The sequence below is a fragment of the Streptomyces subrutilus genome (genome assembly GCF_001746425.1).
Lineage (GTDB): Bacteria > Actinomycetota > Actinomycetes > Streptomycetales > Streptomycetaceae > Streptomyces > Streptomyces subrutilus_A.
Window position 1 is genome coordinate 5,733,240 of record NZ_MEHK01000001.1, and the last position, 13,679, is coordinate 5,746,918.

Annotated in this window: 12 protein-coding genes; 3 read left to right on the forward strand and 9 right to left on the reverse strand. The window is 75.0% G+C overall.

Annotated elements, in window-relative coordinates:
- Positions 1-54 precede the first annotated feature (54 nt).
- On the reverse strand, positions 55-1,089 hold the full coding sequence (locus BGK67_RS26640) for a DUF4349 domain-containing protein (RefSeq protein WP_069922449.1): 1,035 nt from the start codon (positions 1,087-1,089) through the stop codon (positions 55-57).
- A gap of 150 nt (positions 1,090-1,239) precedes the next feature.
- Here BGK67_RS26640 and hemG point away from each other — a divergent pair, with 150 nt between their 5' ends.
- Both hemG and hemQ read left to right on the forward strand, forming a co-directional pair.
- On the forward strand, positions 1,240-2,718 hold the full coding sequence (gene hemG, locus BGK67_RS26645) for a protoporphyrinogen oxidase (RefSeq protein WP_079154385.1): 1,479 nt from the start codon (positions 1,240-1,242) through the stop codon (positions 2,716-2,718).
- A gap of 4 nt (positions 2,719-2,722) precedes the next feature.
- Positions 2,723-3,436 carry a hydrogen peroxide-dependent heme synthase gene (gene hemQ / locus BGK67_RS26650; RefSeq protein WP_030651599.1) on the forward strand — a complete coding sequence of 238 codons (714 nt, stop codon included), beginning with the start codon at positions 2,723-2,725 and terminating at the stop codon, positions 3,434-3,436.
- A 111-nt stretch (positions 3,437-3,547) separates the two neighbouring features.
- Here hemQ and BGK67_RS26655 read toward each other — a convergent pair whose 3' ends face one another.
- The 5 genes from BGK67_RS26655 to BGK67_RS26675 all read right to left on the reverse strand — a co-directional run bounded on the left by BGK67_RS26655 (position 3,548) and on the right by BGK67_RS26675 (position 9,336).
- Positions 3,548-5,173: an alpha/beta hydrolase gene (locus BGK67_RS26655; protein WP_069922450.1), complete on the reverse strand. Its 1,626-nt coding sequence runs from the start codon at positions 5,171-5,173 to the stop codon at positions 3,548-3,550.
- 88 nt (positions 5,174-5,261) lie between these two features.
- On the reverse strand, positions 5,262-6,044 hold the full coding sequence (locus BGK67_RS26660) for a TIGR04222 domain-containing membrane protein (RefSeq protein WP_069922451.1): 783 nt from the start codon (positions 6,042-6,044) through the stop codon (positions 5,262-5,264).
- Between the two features lie 96 nt (positions 6,045-6,140).
- A complete protein-coding gene (locus BGK67_RS26665; RefSeq protein WP_107488861.1) occupies positions 6,141-7,181 on the reverse strand; it encodes a TIGR04222 domain-containing membrane protein in 1,041 nt (346 codons plus the stop codon).
- Complete coding sequence (locus BGK67_RS26670; protein WP_107489021.1) at positions 7,178-8,458, reverse strand: MbnB/TglH/ChrH family RiPP precursor modification enzyme; 1,281 nt, start codon at positions 8,456-8,458, stop codon at positions 7,178-7,180. Before BGK67_RS26670 ends, BGK67_RS26665 begins: the two co-directional genes overlap by 4 nt.
- A gap of 125 nt (positions 8,459-8,583) precedes the next feature.
- Positions 8,584-9,336 (reverse strand): aminoacyl-tRNA hydrolase, encoded by a 753-nt coding sequence (locus BGK67_RS26675; RefSeq protein WP_069922453.1) that lies wholly within the window; start codon positions 9,334-9,336, stop codon positions 8,584-8,586.
- Positions 9,337-9,407: 71 nt separating this feature from the next.
- Here BGK67_RS26675 and BGK67_RS26680 point away from each other — a divergent pair, with 71 nt between their 5' ends.
- Positions 9,408-10,076 carry an AIM24 family protein gene (locus BGK67_RS26680; RefSeq protein ID WP_069922454.1) on the forward strand — a complete coding sequence of 223 codons (669 nt, stop codon included), beginning with the start codon at positions 9,408-9,410 and terminating at the stop codon, positions 10,074-10,076.
- Here BGK67_RS26680 and BGK67_RS26685 read toward each other — a convergent pair.
- Genes BGK67_RS26685 through BGK67_RS26695 form a run of 3 tightly spaced genes read right to left on the reverse strand, consistent with a single transcriptional unit; the run spans position 10,057 to position 13,672 of the window.
- Positions 10,057-11,040, reverse strand: a complete 984-nt coding sequence (locus BGK67_RS26685; RefSeq protein ID WP_069922455.1) for a TolB family protein — start codon at positions 11,038-11,040, stop codon at positions 10,057-10,059. The genes BGK67_RS26680 and BGK67_RS26685 overlap by 20 nt on opposite strands.
- Positions 11,037-12,323 carry an MFS transporter gene (locus BGK67_RS26690; protein ID WP_069922456.1) on the reverse strand — a complete coding sequence of 429 codons (1,287 nt, stop codon included), beginning with the start codon at positions 12,321-12,323 and terminating at the stop codon, positions 11,037-11,039. Before BGK67_RS26690 ends, BGK67_RS26685 begins: the two co-directional genes overlap by 4 nt.
- Positions 12,323-13,672, reverse strand: coding sequence for a discoidin domain-containing protein (locus BGK67_RS26695; protein ID WP_069922457.1), 1,350 nt, complete (start codon positions 13,670-13,672; stop codon positions 12,323-12,325). Before BGK67_RS26695 ends, BGK67_RS26690 begins: the two co-directional genes overlap by 1 nt.
- Positions 13,673-13,679 lie beyond the last annotated feature (7 nt).

The following is a 13,679-nucleotide window of genomic DNA, read 5'->3' on the forward strand; positions in this document are numbered from 1 at the left end:
CGCTCCTTCGCCGCCGCCCACCGGTTGGGGAACACGCTACGGCCGAACGCGCGTTCAGTCCCGCACGCCGGCCTCGGAGGTGCCCTCCGAAGGAGAGGGTGAGGGCGAGGACGACGGCGACTGCGGTGTCGAAGGCGCCGGCCGGGCCGCCGGGACCGCGGCCTTCTTCGGCGCCGGGCCCGTCTTCGGCGCGGCCGGGCGGAACTTCCGGTACAGCCGGTAGCCCAGCGCCGACAGCGCGGCCGCCAGAGCGAACGGCAGCAGCGCGCCGACCGCCACGGTCAGGTAGCGCACCAGCTTGGTGAAGACCTCCCAGCCGCCGCTGAGGGCGCCAAGGAAGGTCGGGTCCTTCTCCTTGTTCTCCTCCTGCGCCGCCGGCTTCGCGGGCGGCTCGGAGACCTCCAGCGTGATCGTGCCCAGCGAGGTCCGGTCCTTGAGCGCCGTCTGCTGCGCCAGCAGCGACTCCAGGTCGGACTGGCGGCGGCTGAGCTCGCTCTCGAGCATCACCACCTCGCTCAGCGCGGAGGCCTTGCCCATCATCTCCCGCACCCGGGCCACGCTGGCCTGCTGGGACGCCACCCGGCTGCCGATGTCGGCGACCTTCTCCGTGACGTCCTGCGCCTCGACCTTGCGGTGCAGGAGCTTGCCGCTGCCCTCCATCGCCCCGAGCACCGCGTCGTAGCGCTCACCCGGCACCCGCAGGGTGAGCGTGGAGGTCATCCGGCCGTCCCCGCCGCGCTTGGTCGACTCGTTGCCGACGTAGCCGCCCGCCCCGTCGGCCGCCGTACGGGCCGCGGACAGGGTCTTCTGGACATCGTCCGTCTCGATGCCGAGCGTCGCCGTGCGGATGACGTTCGGGCGGACGGTGACCGGCTGCTGCCCGTTCTTGTCGGCGGAGGCGGCGCCGGACTCCGCCGGCGCGGGGGCCGCCGCGGCCCCCTGCGCCCCCTCCGGGGCCTTGTTGCCCTGGGCGGGCGCCGCCTTGTCGGAGGCGCTGTCCCGGCTCTCGCCGGAAGCGCCGCAACCGGTGAGCGTGAGCGCCCCGGCCAGGGAGAAGGCGGCCACCAGGGCCGCCGCAGAGCGATGCATCGTGTGAAACCCCCGAGTTTCGGCTGGTGTTGCCGCTTCGACGTACAGAGTCCCGTCGCGGGTTTCACTCCGGCGGTCCCGGGCCGATCCCGATGCGGTCACGGTCCGGCCTCGGCGCGCGGCCGGTGATCGGTCTGAGACGATGTGTCCATGCACGAAGCGGACATGCGTACGGATCGCCCCGCCCGGACCCGGCACGTCGTCGTCATCGGCGGCGGCATCGCGGGCCTGGCGGCGGCCCACAGGCTGCTCGCCGAAGGCGTCCGCGTCACCCTGCTGGAGGCCGGCCCGCGGCTCGGCGGCAAGCTGCGCTCCGGCGAGCTCGCCGGCCTTCCCGTCGACCTCGGCGCCGAATCCGTGCTGGCCCGCCGGCCCGAAGCAGTGGACCTCGCCGAGGCCGTGGGCCTCGGCGCGGCCCTCCAGCCTCCCGCCACGGCCACCGCCCACCTGTGGACCCGGGGCGCGCTGCGGCCCATGCCGCGCGGACACGTCATGGGCGTCCCCGGCGACCTCGGGCCGCTCGCCGCCTCCGGCGTGCTCTCCCCCGAGGGCCTCGCCCGGATCGAGGCCGAACACGCGCTGGCGCCCGCCGAGATCGGCGAGGACGTCGCCGTCGGCGAGTACGTCGCCGACCGGCTGGGCCGCGAGGTCGTCGACCGGCTCGTGGAACCGCTGCTCGGCGGGGTGTACGCGGGCAACGCCTACCGCATCTCCATGCGCGCCGCCGTCCCCCAGCTCTTCGAGGCCGCCCGTACGCACGCGCTGCTGGGCGACGGCGTGCGGGACCTGCAGCGCCGGGCGCTCACGCAGCCCCAGCCAACCGGTCCGGTCTTCGCCGGCATCGACGGCGGGATCGGGCGGCTCCCGGCGGCGGTGGCGGAGGCCTGCCGCGCGGCCGGGGCGCGGATCGTCACCGACGCCCCCGTCCGCGAGCTCCTGCGCGCCCCCGAGGGCTGGCGGGTCGTGGCCGGCGCGGAGGCGGTCGAGGCCGACGGGGTGATCCTCGCGACCCCCGCCGGCCCCGCCGCCCGGCTGCTCGACGGGATCGCCCCGGCCGCCGCGGCCGAGCTGCGCGGGGTCGAGTACGCCTCCATGGCCCTGATCACCATGGCCTTCCGCCGCTCCGACCTGCCCGCCGCCATCACCGAGGGCGGTGCGAGCGGGTTCCTCGTACCGCCCGTCGACGGCCGGACCATCAAGGCCTCCACGTTCTCCAGCAACAAGTGGGCCTGGGCCGGCACCGATCCCGACCTCTTCCTGCTGCGCACCTCCGTCGGCCGCCACGGCGACGAGAAGGACCTGGGGCGCGAGGACGCGGAACTGGTCGAGGTCTCGCTGGCCGACCTCGGCGCGGCCGTGGGCCTCGCGGCCCGGCCGGTGGCCTCCGCCGTCACCCGCTGGGATGGCGGGCTGCCCCAGTACCCGGTCGGCCACCTCGGCCGGGTGGCCCGGATCCGCACGGCCGTGGCCGCCCTGCCGGGGCTCGCCGTGTGCGGCGCGCTCTACGAGGGTGTGGGCATCCCGGCGTGCATCGCCGGCGCGGCCAAGGCCGTGGACGCGGTGACCGCCGCCTTCGGCGCGGGTTCGGCACCCCTGGCGCAGACCACTGATCAGCACACGGGACAATAGGCACATGACTGCACCAGAGAAGATTCCCAACGCGGGGAAGAAGGCGAAGGACCTCAACGAGGTCATCCGCTACACCCTGTGGTCCGTCTTCAAGCTGAAGGACGTGCTCCCGGAGGACCGCGCCGGCTTCGCCGACGAGGTCCAGGAGCTGTTCGACCAGCTGGCCGCCAAGGACATCACCGTCCGCGGCACCTATGACGTCTCCGGCCTGCGCGCCGACGCGGACATCATGATCTGGTGGCACGCGGAGACCGCGGACGAGCTGCAGACCGCGTACAACCTGTTCCGCCGTACCAAGCTGGGCCGCGCCCTTGAGCCGGTCTGGTCGAACATGGCCCTGCACCGCCCGGCCGAGTTCAACAAGTCGCACATCCCGGCCTTCCTGGCCGACGAGGTCGCCCGCGACTACGTCAGCGTGTACCCCTTCGTGCGCAGTTACGACTGGTACCTGCTGCCCGACGAGGACCGCCGCCGCATGCTCGCCGACCACGGCAAGATGGCCCGCGGCTACCCCGACGTGCGCGCCAACACCGTGGCCTCCTTCTCCCTGGGCGACTACGAGTGGCTGCTGGCCTTCGAGGCCGACGAGCTCTACCGCATCGTCGACCTCATGCGTCACCTGCGCGCCTCCGAGGCCCGTATGCACGTCCGTGAAGAGGTGCCCTTCTACACCGGGCGCCGCAAGTCCGTCGCCGATCTGGTGGCCGGGCTCGCCTGATACCTCCCCTGGGGGGAAGGGCCGGAGGAGCACTCGTGACCAAGAGTGGCCTCCGGCGGATCGGGAGGCCCTGCCCCCGAAACGACGCAGCCGGAGACCCCGCCCGGAAGTTCAGACGACTGGCGGCAGCACTGCCCCGCGGGCAGGTGCTGCCCGGTCGTCCAGCGACACCGGTGCGGGCTCCGGATGCGGCGCACACGTGACACGCCACCCTGCTGTGTCACCTGTCAGCAGATACCGCTCCACGTGACGGTCCACGCAGTCATTGCGTCCGCCGAAGACCCCGTGGGTGCCGGCCCCCTTCTCCGTGATCAGCGCCGCCTCGGCGCCCAGCCGCCGCTGGAGTTCCAGCGCGCCCGGGTACGGGGTCGCCCCGTCCCGCTCCGCAGCCACGATCAGCGTGCGGGGCAACCGGGCCGATGACGGCCCGCCGACCGCCGCCGGCCGCTGCCGGGCCCGCGCCGGCCAGGAGGCGCACGGCAGGTTCAGGAAGGCGTTGGACCAGGTCCCGAAGGGCGCCGTACGGGCCAGCCTGGTGTGGTCGCGGTCCCAGGTCCCCCAGTCCCGCGGCCAGTCGGCGTCGTTGCACAGCACCGCCGTGTACACGGCCGTCGCGTTCTCCGTCTCGGTGGCGGCGGCAGGGTCGGGCGCCGCCTGACCGGCCAGCAGATCGGGATCGCCGCGCAGGAAGGCCGCCAGCGCCGCCGCCCGGTCCGGCCAGACCTCGTCGCGGTAGGCGGTCTCCAGGTACGCCGCGTGGAGCTCACCGGTGCCGATGTTGCCGCCCGCCGGCGTGCGGGCCACCGCGTCGCGGACCCGTTCGTAGCTCGCCCGCACGGCCGCCGGGGTGCTGCCGAGACCGTACACGGCATGGTGGCGGGCCACCCAGGCGCGGAAGTCGTGCCAGCGGCGCTCGAACCCGGATGCCTGGTCGAGGTTGTTGCGGTACCAGATCCGGTCCGGGTCCGGGTTGACCGCCGAGTCGAAGACCATGCGGCGGACGTGGCCCGGGTACAGGGTGGCGTAGACCGCGCCCAGATAGGTGCCGTACGAGGCGCCGGCGAAGGTCAGCTTCTCCTCGCCGAGCGCGGCCCGCAACACGTGCAGATCGCGGACGTTGTTCAGCGTCGTGTAGTGCGGCAGGGCGGCTCCGGCCCGCTCCGCGCAGCCGCGGGCGTACACCCGGGCGGCGGCGCGGCGCCGCTCCTTGTCCGCGGGGGAGGGGTGCGCCGGGACCTGGACGGGAAGGGCGGCGCGGGCCGCCGGGTCCTGGCAGGACAGCGGGGCGGAGCGGCCGACGCCGCGCGGCGCGTAGCCGACCAGGTCGTAGGCGGCGGCGATCCGCTGCCACGCGGGCCGTCCCGCGAGCAGCGGGAAGTACATGCCGGAGGCGCCGGGCCCGCCCGGGTTGTGGACGAGCGCGCCCTGCCGGGCGGCGCCGCCGGTGCGGCCGGCCGCGACGCGGCTGACGGTGAGGGTGACCTGCGGCCCGTCGGGGCGGGCGTAGTCGAGCGGAACGCGCAGGGTCGCGCAGCGCACGGGGTCGGGCAGCTCCTCGACGGCGGGGCACGGCCGGAAGCCGAGGCCCGCGGCGGCGGCGCGCCGGGCGGCGAGGGCGGCGCCGGCCGACGCGGCGTCCGGGGTGGGGGCCGCTGCCGCCGGGAGGGCGGCGGCAGCGGCGGCCCACAGGGCGAGGGCCGCCGCGGCGGCTCCGTGGCGTGCGGGCTTCGTCCGCATGGCGGCCCCTTCGTGCCGATGGTCCGACGGTCCGATGAGACGACCAGGGCGCCGCGCCCAAGTAAAGGATCACCGGGCGGTGTCGGCCTCAATGGCCCCGTTGCCGGGGGATCCACCCCCGGTTGCCGCACCCCAGGGCCGCCCGCAGCCCGGGATCGGCGACCGCGCGGACCCCGCGCACCGCGACCGTCGTCAGCGGTTCGCCCGCGCCGCGCTCGCGTTCCAGGGTGCGCAGCAGACGCTGTCCCGCCGGGGAGGCCCAGCGGGAGTACGGATGCGCCTCGAAGCGGGCGATGGCCAGGCAGCCGGCGCTCAGCATCAGCGGCAGGGCGAACCAGGCCAGGACGGTGGTCGTCGTGCTCCCCTCCGCCGGGGCGGCGAGCGCGGCCGCGGCCATCGCGAGGACCAGCAGGGTGGCGGCCCGCACCGCCCGGACCCCGTTGCCGACGCCGAGCAGGGTGCCGGCGGGCAGGGCCAGGCCCGCCTCGCCGAGCCGCTCCGCGAGGGCCCGTACCGGCTCGTCCGCCGCCACCGTGGAGCGCAGTTCGGGCACCGGCGACTGGCCGCCGGGGCCGAACGCCCCGAGGACGGACCGCTCGTGCGCGTCGCGGCCGACCGGGTCGACCACCGTCGCCCAGCCGGTGTGGGCCAGCAGCAGCCGCCGCTGGCGGTGCATGGACAGCAGCGTCAGGTCGGCCACCCGGGCCGGGCCGCCGGCGAGGTAGGCGGCCTCGTACAGGTTCAGCTCGTCGTGGTGGTGCGCGGCGGCGCCGGCGGGCGGCTCCGCGGCGCGGGCGGCGGCTCTGAGCAGCAGGGTGCACGACGTCAGCACCCCGGCCCAGGCCACCAGCAGGAACAGAACCCAGAACATGAGTGAGTTCTATAGTCAGTTGATAGGCCTGGTCGAGGGTGCCTTCCCCGTGTGAGCCGACCAGTACGCCGCCGTGACGCCTCGGTGAGGGGGTCGTCAGGAGCTGCTGGAACAGCTGGAACCGGACGAACTGCTACAGCTCGACCCGGACGAACCGCTACAGCTCGAACCGCCGGAACTGCCGCCCGAGCAGCTCGAACTGCCGCTTCCGCAGCCCCCGCCGGCCCCCGCGCAGGAGGACCCCGAGCCGCAACCCGACCCCGACCCGCCCCCGCTCGCGCCGTCGCTCCCGGCGCACCACATCACCGGCAGGAGCTCGGCGCCGGAGGAGGACGAGGAGTGAGCGTGGCGTACGGGACGGGACGGCCGCAACTGGGCCGCGGCCAGCCGGGTGCCGCGCGCGGCGGGTACCAGCAGCCCGCGCAGGAACGGGTCCCGCAGGCCGCGCAGCCCGAACAGGGCGGTCTGCACGTGCGGGGTCCGGTCGTTCACGTAGTGGGAGCGGATCTCGCGCAGCGCCCGCCGCCCCGCCGGGGTGATCCGACGGCCCGCCGCCGCGGCGCACAGGCCCCCGAAGAGGACACCGCCGAGCAGCACCGGCAGCACCTTGACGATGAACGGCACCTGCCCGTCCGGGCCCATGACGAACGCGACGAAGGTCAGCGGCAGCGACATCGGCACGAGCAGCCCGCACACCGTGGCCTGGACCAGGCCCCAGCGCCGCCAGGTCCGTCCCCAGCCGGGCGGCGAGAGCAGCCCGCGGGCCGCCAGCCCGTCCCCGGTCTCCTGCACGGCCGGGTCCACCATGGCCGCGTACCGCACCTGGTAGAGCCAGCCCGAGGGCGCCCCGGCGTGGGCCTGGAGGACGGCGCGCTCGGCGGCGTCGTTCACCCGCGCCCCGGGGCGGACGTGGACGATGCCGGGGCCCCCGGCCACCAGCCGGCCGTCCCCCAGCATCGAGACGAGGGCGGTGTCCACGACGGCGCCCGGCCCGCCCGCCATGAACGCGGCCTCGGACAGGTCGTGGAGGACCGGGGCCGGACCGGTGGCCCGGGGCCGGGTCCGGTGCAGGTTGAAGGCCAGCAGGCCGCTGGACACGGCGACCCCGAGCCAGATCGCCAGCGCGAGCAGGTTCATGCCGCTCTCCCCACCAGGGCCCGGGCCCAGCGCAGGACCCGGCCGGGCGGCCGCGCCCCGGCCCGGTCCCGCCACCACGCGGTGAGCCGGCGCCGGGCGGCCGGGTCGGCCGGCAGGTCCTGGATCAGCAGGTGCTCGGCGAAGTCCAGCGCGTCCCGGCGGTATCCGTCGGTCATCGGGCGGCCCTTGGCATAGGCGAGGAAGGCCGTGCGGTACGGTCGCCGGCCGCCCAGGATGCCGGGCAGTTCGGGAGCCAGCCGGGCCACCACGTCCGCCCGCTTGGCGGCCAGCGCCCGGGACTGCACCCGGATCCGCTGCCGGTCGAAGCCCTCGGGGACCGGAGTCCCCGCCACCAGCGCCGACAGCAGCGCGGCCTGCCCGAGCCCCACCCGGGTCCGGGTGGCCTCGTCGGGCGCCGCGTGCTCCTCCCGCGCCACGGTCGCGGGACCGGGGTCCGCCGGCAGGTCCGGCCCGGCCGTCAGCACCGCGCGGACGGCCGCCAGCTCTGCTGCCAGCTCCGGCTCCGGCGGGAAGTCGTCGTCCCGCTCCAGCAGGACGCCCGGCGGGTCCACCCGGGAGCGGAGCGCGGCCAGCAGTTCGAGCACCACCGGCGGCACCGGGTGCGCGTGGGTGTCGTGCCAGACCCCGTCCCGCTCGACGCCGCCCGCCACATGCACGTACGCCAGCGCCTCCAGCGGGATCGCGTCCAGCACGGCGAGCGGGTCCTCGCCCCGGTTGACCCGGTTGGTGTGCAGGTTGGCCACGTCGATGAGCAGCCGTACGCCGGTCCGCTCGACCAGCTCCGTCAGGAACTGCCCCTCCGTCATCTCCTCGCCGGGCCAGGAGAACAGCGCGGCGATGTTCTCCAGCGCCAGCGGCACGGGCAGCGCGTCCTGCGCGATGCGCACGTTCTCGCACAGCACGTCCAGCGCGTCGCGCGTGCGCGGCACCGGCAGCAGGTGCCCGGCCTCGAGAGCCGGGGAGGAGCTGCGGACGAAGGCGATGTGCTCGGTGACCAGCGGCGCCCCCAGCGCCACCGCCCGCTCCCCGAGGGCGGCCAGCTTGCCCGGGTCCGGGCGGTCGGCGCCGCCGAGGCCCAGCGAGACCCCGTGCGGCACCAGGCGGACGCCGCGCTCGCGCAGCCTCAGCAGCGCCTCGGGCAGATGGCCCGGGCAGATGTTCTCGGCCACCACCTCGGCCCAGTCCAGGCCGGGCAGCCGCTCGACCGCGTCCGCGATCTCGGGCCGCCAGCCGACGCCCACCCCCAGGTGTGCCATGGGCTTCATGTCCCTCGCCCCCCTTTCAGTGCCGTTCCTCGCACCGTGTGCCGGAGTGATGGCCCCGGCGGAGTCGGGCCAACCACGAAGAGGGGACGTTCAGAGCAACATTTGAGGTTCGCCCCTCACAGGCGCGCGCGCAGCGCCGGGTGGTCGGCGACCACCGTCGCGCTGCCGGGTGCGATCTCCGTGAAACCGGCGTCGCGCACCACCGGCAGCCCGCCGCCGCTCAGCTCCGCCCACCGCTCGCGCGGCGCCGTCCGGACGGCCAGCCGGAAGCCGCGGTCCTGCCACTCGGCGCGCTCCGCGCCCGTCAGCTCCCACCAGGCCAGCTGCGCCGCGTGCCCGGCCTGGGCCATCGCCTTGCCGGCCGACATGTCGAGGCCGGGGTTGAACCAGAGCACGGGCAGGCCCGGCTCGGTGTCCGCGGCGACGGGCTCCGGGTCGTCCAGGTCGGTGCCGGACACCTGGAGCTTGGCCAGCTCCTTGGGCCAGCCGTCCAAGGGCACCGGCGGGAACACCCGTACCTCCGAGGTGTCACCGTGCACCGTGACACCCGGCAGGGTGCCGGCCTTGCGCCACTCCGCGCCGCGCGCCCGCCGGACCACCTTGCGGATCCGCGCGTCCTGCCAGTCGCGCACCGCCTCGGCCCACTCGCCCCCGCCCCGCGCGCGCTCGTCGGTGAGCAGGACCAGCACCGCGCGGGCCGCCGTCTCCAGGGCGTCCGTCCGGGCCGGCGGCTCGGTCTTCTCGATCCGCACCACCAGCGGCAGGACGAACTGCGGGGCCTCGTCGCGCAGGGCGTGCTCCTGCCGGAAAGGGCTGTCCGCGCCGACCGCGGGTACGCCTGTGGTGTCGTTCGTGTGCTGGCTGCTCATCCCGCCAAGGATGCCAGCCTCCCCCTTCAGGAGGATGCCGCGGGGGGCCGGGCCGGGTGAGGATCGAAGCCATGAAGAGTGACCTGTTCGCCTCCGAGAACCTCGCCCGGCCGGCCGCCGCCCCCGGTATGGCCCTGCAGAACGCCAAGTCCGTGAAGTACACCGTCGACGGCGAGATGCTGGCCCGCCAGGGCTCGATGGTCGCCTTCCGCGGCGACCTGCAGTTCGAACGCAAGGGACAGGGCATGGGGGGCATGCTCAAGCGCGCCGTCACGGGCGAGGGCCTGGCGCTGATGTCCGTACGCGGCCGGGGCGAGGCGTGGTTCGCCCACCGGGCGGGCAACTGCTTCATCGTCGAGTTCGAGCCGGGCGACGCGCTGACCGTCAACGGGCGCAACGTGCTGTGCTTCGACGCCTCCCTGTCCTACGAGATCAAGATGCTCAAGGGCGCCGGAATGGCCGGCGGCGGCCTCTTCAACAGCTCCTTCACCGGCACCGGCAAGCTCGCCGTGGTGTGCGACGGCAGCCCGATCGTCATCCCGGTCACCGCCCGGGCCCCGGTGTACGTGGACACGGACGCGGTGATCGGCTGGAGCGCGCAACTGGAGACGGGCCTGCACCGCTCCCAGTCCGTCGGCTCCATGATCCGCGGCGGCTCCGGCGAGGCCGTCCAGCTGATGCTGAGCGGGGAGGGCTACGTCATCGTCCGCCCGAGCGAGGTCACCGAGGCGGCCCACTGACGTACGCGGGGGACGAGCCGCCCCGCACGAGGAGGCGGGGCGTCCCCGTCCCGTCCGCCGAGACCGAGCGGATGTCGCCGTCGAGGCCGTAGCCGACGGTGGCCGCGTCCAGCCAGGCGGGCTGGTCGTCGACGCTGTGCGGCTCGGCCAGCGGGTGCTCCCGCATCGTCGCCAGGTCCAGGACGTACAGCCGCCAGGGCGCCCGGGCCTCGTCGGAGACCTTCTTCTTGAAGGCGACGCGGGTGCCGTCCGGTGACAGCGAGGGGCACTCGGCGTTCTCGCGCAGCGCCCTCGCCGACCAGTTCCGCAGGTCGCCCTCGACGAGGTGGGTGCGGCCCCGGGTGGAGACGGTGGCGTAGAACCGGTTGTCGTCGTCCGCGAAGCTGACGCCCCAGTAGTTGACGTCGGAGTCGTGGTGGCGGGCCCCGTCGAGGGTCAGCGGGATCTGCTCCATCGACTTGACCAGGTAGCCGGTGCGCAGGTCCAGGATCGAGGTCCGGGTCGAGAAGGCGGAGGTGTTGTACGAGTCCCCGGTCGTGAAGGTCGTCCAGGACAGGAGCTGCCCCGAGGCGGAGACGCGGGCCCGGTTGGGGATGCCGGGCACGGTCACCCGGCGGATCTCGCGCAGCCGCCGGTCGAGTACGAGGGCGTCGGTGCGGGCCGGGACGCCGGGCAGCTTGCGCAGGCACAGGGCGTGTTCCCCGGCGGCGTGGAAGCGGTCGCAGGACGGGCCGCCGGGCTCGCTGGGCCCGTCGGAGGCGGCCCGGCGCGCGACCCGTCCGGTGGCCGCGTCCCGGAAGTAGAGGCCGGGCTCCGCGAGGTCGAAGGAGGCACTGGCCCCGGCCTCCCGGGCCGGCCGTTCGCGGTCCCGCGCGTGCAGGACGTAGCCGAGGGAGCCGGCCCCGAGGAGGAGCACGGCCGTGATGACGAGGGCGAGGCGCAGCCGCGCGTGACGGAGGTTCATGAAGGCTCCGGGGTGGGGGTGCGGGGGGAGGCGGCCGGGCGGGGCAGGACGCGCCGGGCGGCCGCGAGCGCCGCGGCCAGCGCGAGGGCGGCCGCCCACAGGGCGGGCCGCTGCCCCCAGAAGGTCCACGCCGCTCCGAACCCGGCGGCGCCGAGCAGCCGGGCCAGTGCCTGTCCGGTCTGCAGCAGCGCGAGCCCGCCGGCCCGGCCGTGGGCGGGCAGGACCGGTGCGGCCAGCGCCATCAGGACGCCGTCCGTGCCGGCGTAGAAGACGCCGAGCAGGGCGAGTACGGCGATGACGCTCGGCCAGGAGACGGGCGCGAGCAGCACGGCGTAGGCGCAGAGCAGGGCGCCGTGCCCGAGCAGGAAGGCGGGCCGCCGCCCGTACCGGTCGGCGAGCCGGCCCGCCGGGACGGCGAGCAGGAGGTAGCCGGCGGCGGCGCCCAGCGGCAGCAGCGTGAACAGGGCGGGCGGCAGGTCGAGACCGCGCAGGAGCAGCAGATAGAGGAAGGCGTCGCCGATGGTGGTGGCGCCGAGCAGGGCCGCGGCGTACAGGATGCGGCGGAAGGCGGGGTCGCGCAGGGCCGTGGCCCTGGACGGGCGCGCGGGTGCGGCCGTGGACGCGGCGGCGGGTGTGGGCGCGGCCGTGGGCGGGATGGCGGGCGCGGCCTGGACGTACACGGCGAGCAGCAGCACGCCGAGCAGGCCGACGCAGAAGCTGACGGCGAACACCGCGTCGTAGGCGTCGGCGGTGGCCCACAGCACGGCGAACGCGGCGAGCGGGCCCAGGAGGGCGCCCGTGGTGTCCATGGCGCGGTGCACGCCGAAGGACCGGCCGAGGGTCTCGGGCGGCCCGCTGAGCGAGATCAGCGCGTCGCGCGGTGCGGTGCGGATGCCCTTGCCGAGGCGGTCGGCGGCGAGCGCGGCGGCGATCCCCGCGGTGGCGCCCCCGGCGAGCAGCAGCCCGAGCCGGGACAGCGCGGAGAGCAGGTAGCCGGCCCCGGCGACGCGCTTGTGGCGGCCGCCGCGGTCGGCGAGGCGTCCGCCGAGCAGCCGGACGAGTGCGGTCGCCCCGTTGAACATCCCGTCGAGGAAGCCGAACTGGAGGGGGGACAGGCCCAGTCCGAGGACGAGGTAGAGCGGCAGCACCGCCGTGACCATCTCCGAGGAGATGTCGGTGACCAGGCTGACCGCGCCGAGCGCGAGGACGGCGGCGGGGACGCGCCGCCGGGCCCCTGGGGTGCGGGGCGGCGCGTCCGGGCGGCCGTTGGCGGCCAGGTACATCAGTGGCAGCTGTACTTCGGGCTCGTGTCCTTGACCTGGCCGTCCGTGGCGACGTACGTCCAGCCGTAGCCGGAGTCGGTGAACTCCAGCTTCACCACGCCGTAGGGGCCGCTGATCCGCTTCTGGCTGTTGGGCTGGACCTCCTCGATCGGGTAGGGATCGGCGCCGCCCATCCCGCCGACGATCTCCACGATCCCGTCGGCGGTCGCCCGGCCGTCGGGGTCCTGCGGGGCGAACCGCTCGTAGTGGTGGTCGTGGCCGCCGAGGACGAGGTCGGCCTTCGCGGCGTACAGGATCTTCCAGACGGGCTTGGAGACCGGGTCGTTGCCGTGCCCGCCGGAGGAGAACAGCGGGTGGTGCCAGTACGCGGCGACGCACTTCTTGTTGTTGGCGGCGAGATCGGCCTTGAGCCAGTCGATCTGGGCGGCCTGGTCGAAGGAGTTGGAGTCGAGGGCGATGAAGTGCCAGTTGCCCTCGTCGTAGCTGTACCAGCTCTTGCCCTGCGGGAAGGCGATGCTCCCGAAGTAGGCCTTGTACCCGGCGAGGGAGCCGGCCGGGTCGTAGGTCTCGTGGTTGCCCGGTACCGGGCGGGTCTTGGCCTTGAAGGCGCCCCAGCTCTTGTCGTAGTAGGCGCGGAAGTCGGACAGCCGGGCGTCGTCGTACTGGTTGTCACCCATCGTCAGGTAGAACTTCGGGTCGATCCGCTGGGCGAGCGCGGCCGTCTTGGGGTGCGCGCAGCCGCTGTCGGAGGCCGTGCACTGCGCGGCGATGTCACCGGCCGCGACCACCGTGAAGGCGCCGCCGGGCGGCGGCCCGCCGTCGAGGGAGCCGTACACCTCGGCCTCGTACAGCGAGTAGCCGTACGAGGTGCCGCGGGCGGTGCCGTGGACGCGCAGGTAGCGGCCCTTGCCGGACAGCCCAATCCAGTCGTCGGTGCCGCCGTTGCCGGCGGTCTCGGTGGCGATCGGGGTCCAGGAGGCGCCGTCGGCGGACACCTCGACGCGGTAGGCCTTCGCGTAGGCGGCCTCCCAGCGCAGCCGTACCCGCGAGACGGTGGCCGAGGTGCCGAGGTCGACCCGGATCCACTGCGGGTCCTTGCCTTCGGCGCTGGCCCAGCGGGTGGCCGGGTCGCCGTCGAAGGCGTTCTTCGCGCCGAGCGAGGAGGTTTCGACGGAGGAGGCGGTGGCGGGCTTGCCGAGCGATATGAGGGGGTCGGCGGCGGCCCCGGCCCGTTCGGGCCAGGCGAGCAGGAGCCCGCCGACGAGGACGAGCACGGCGGTGCCGGCGAGGAGGAGGGTGCGGAGTCTGCTGCGGACTAAGGGGGATGGAGCGGAAGCGTTCAGGTGCATACCTGGA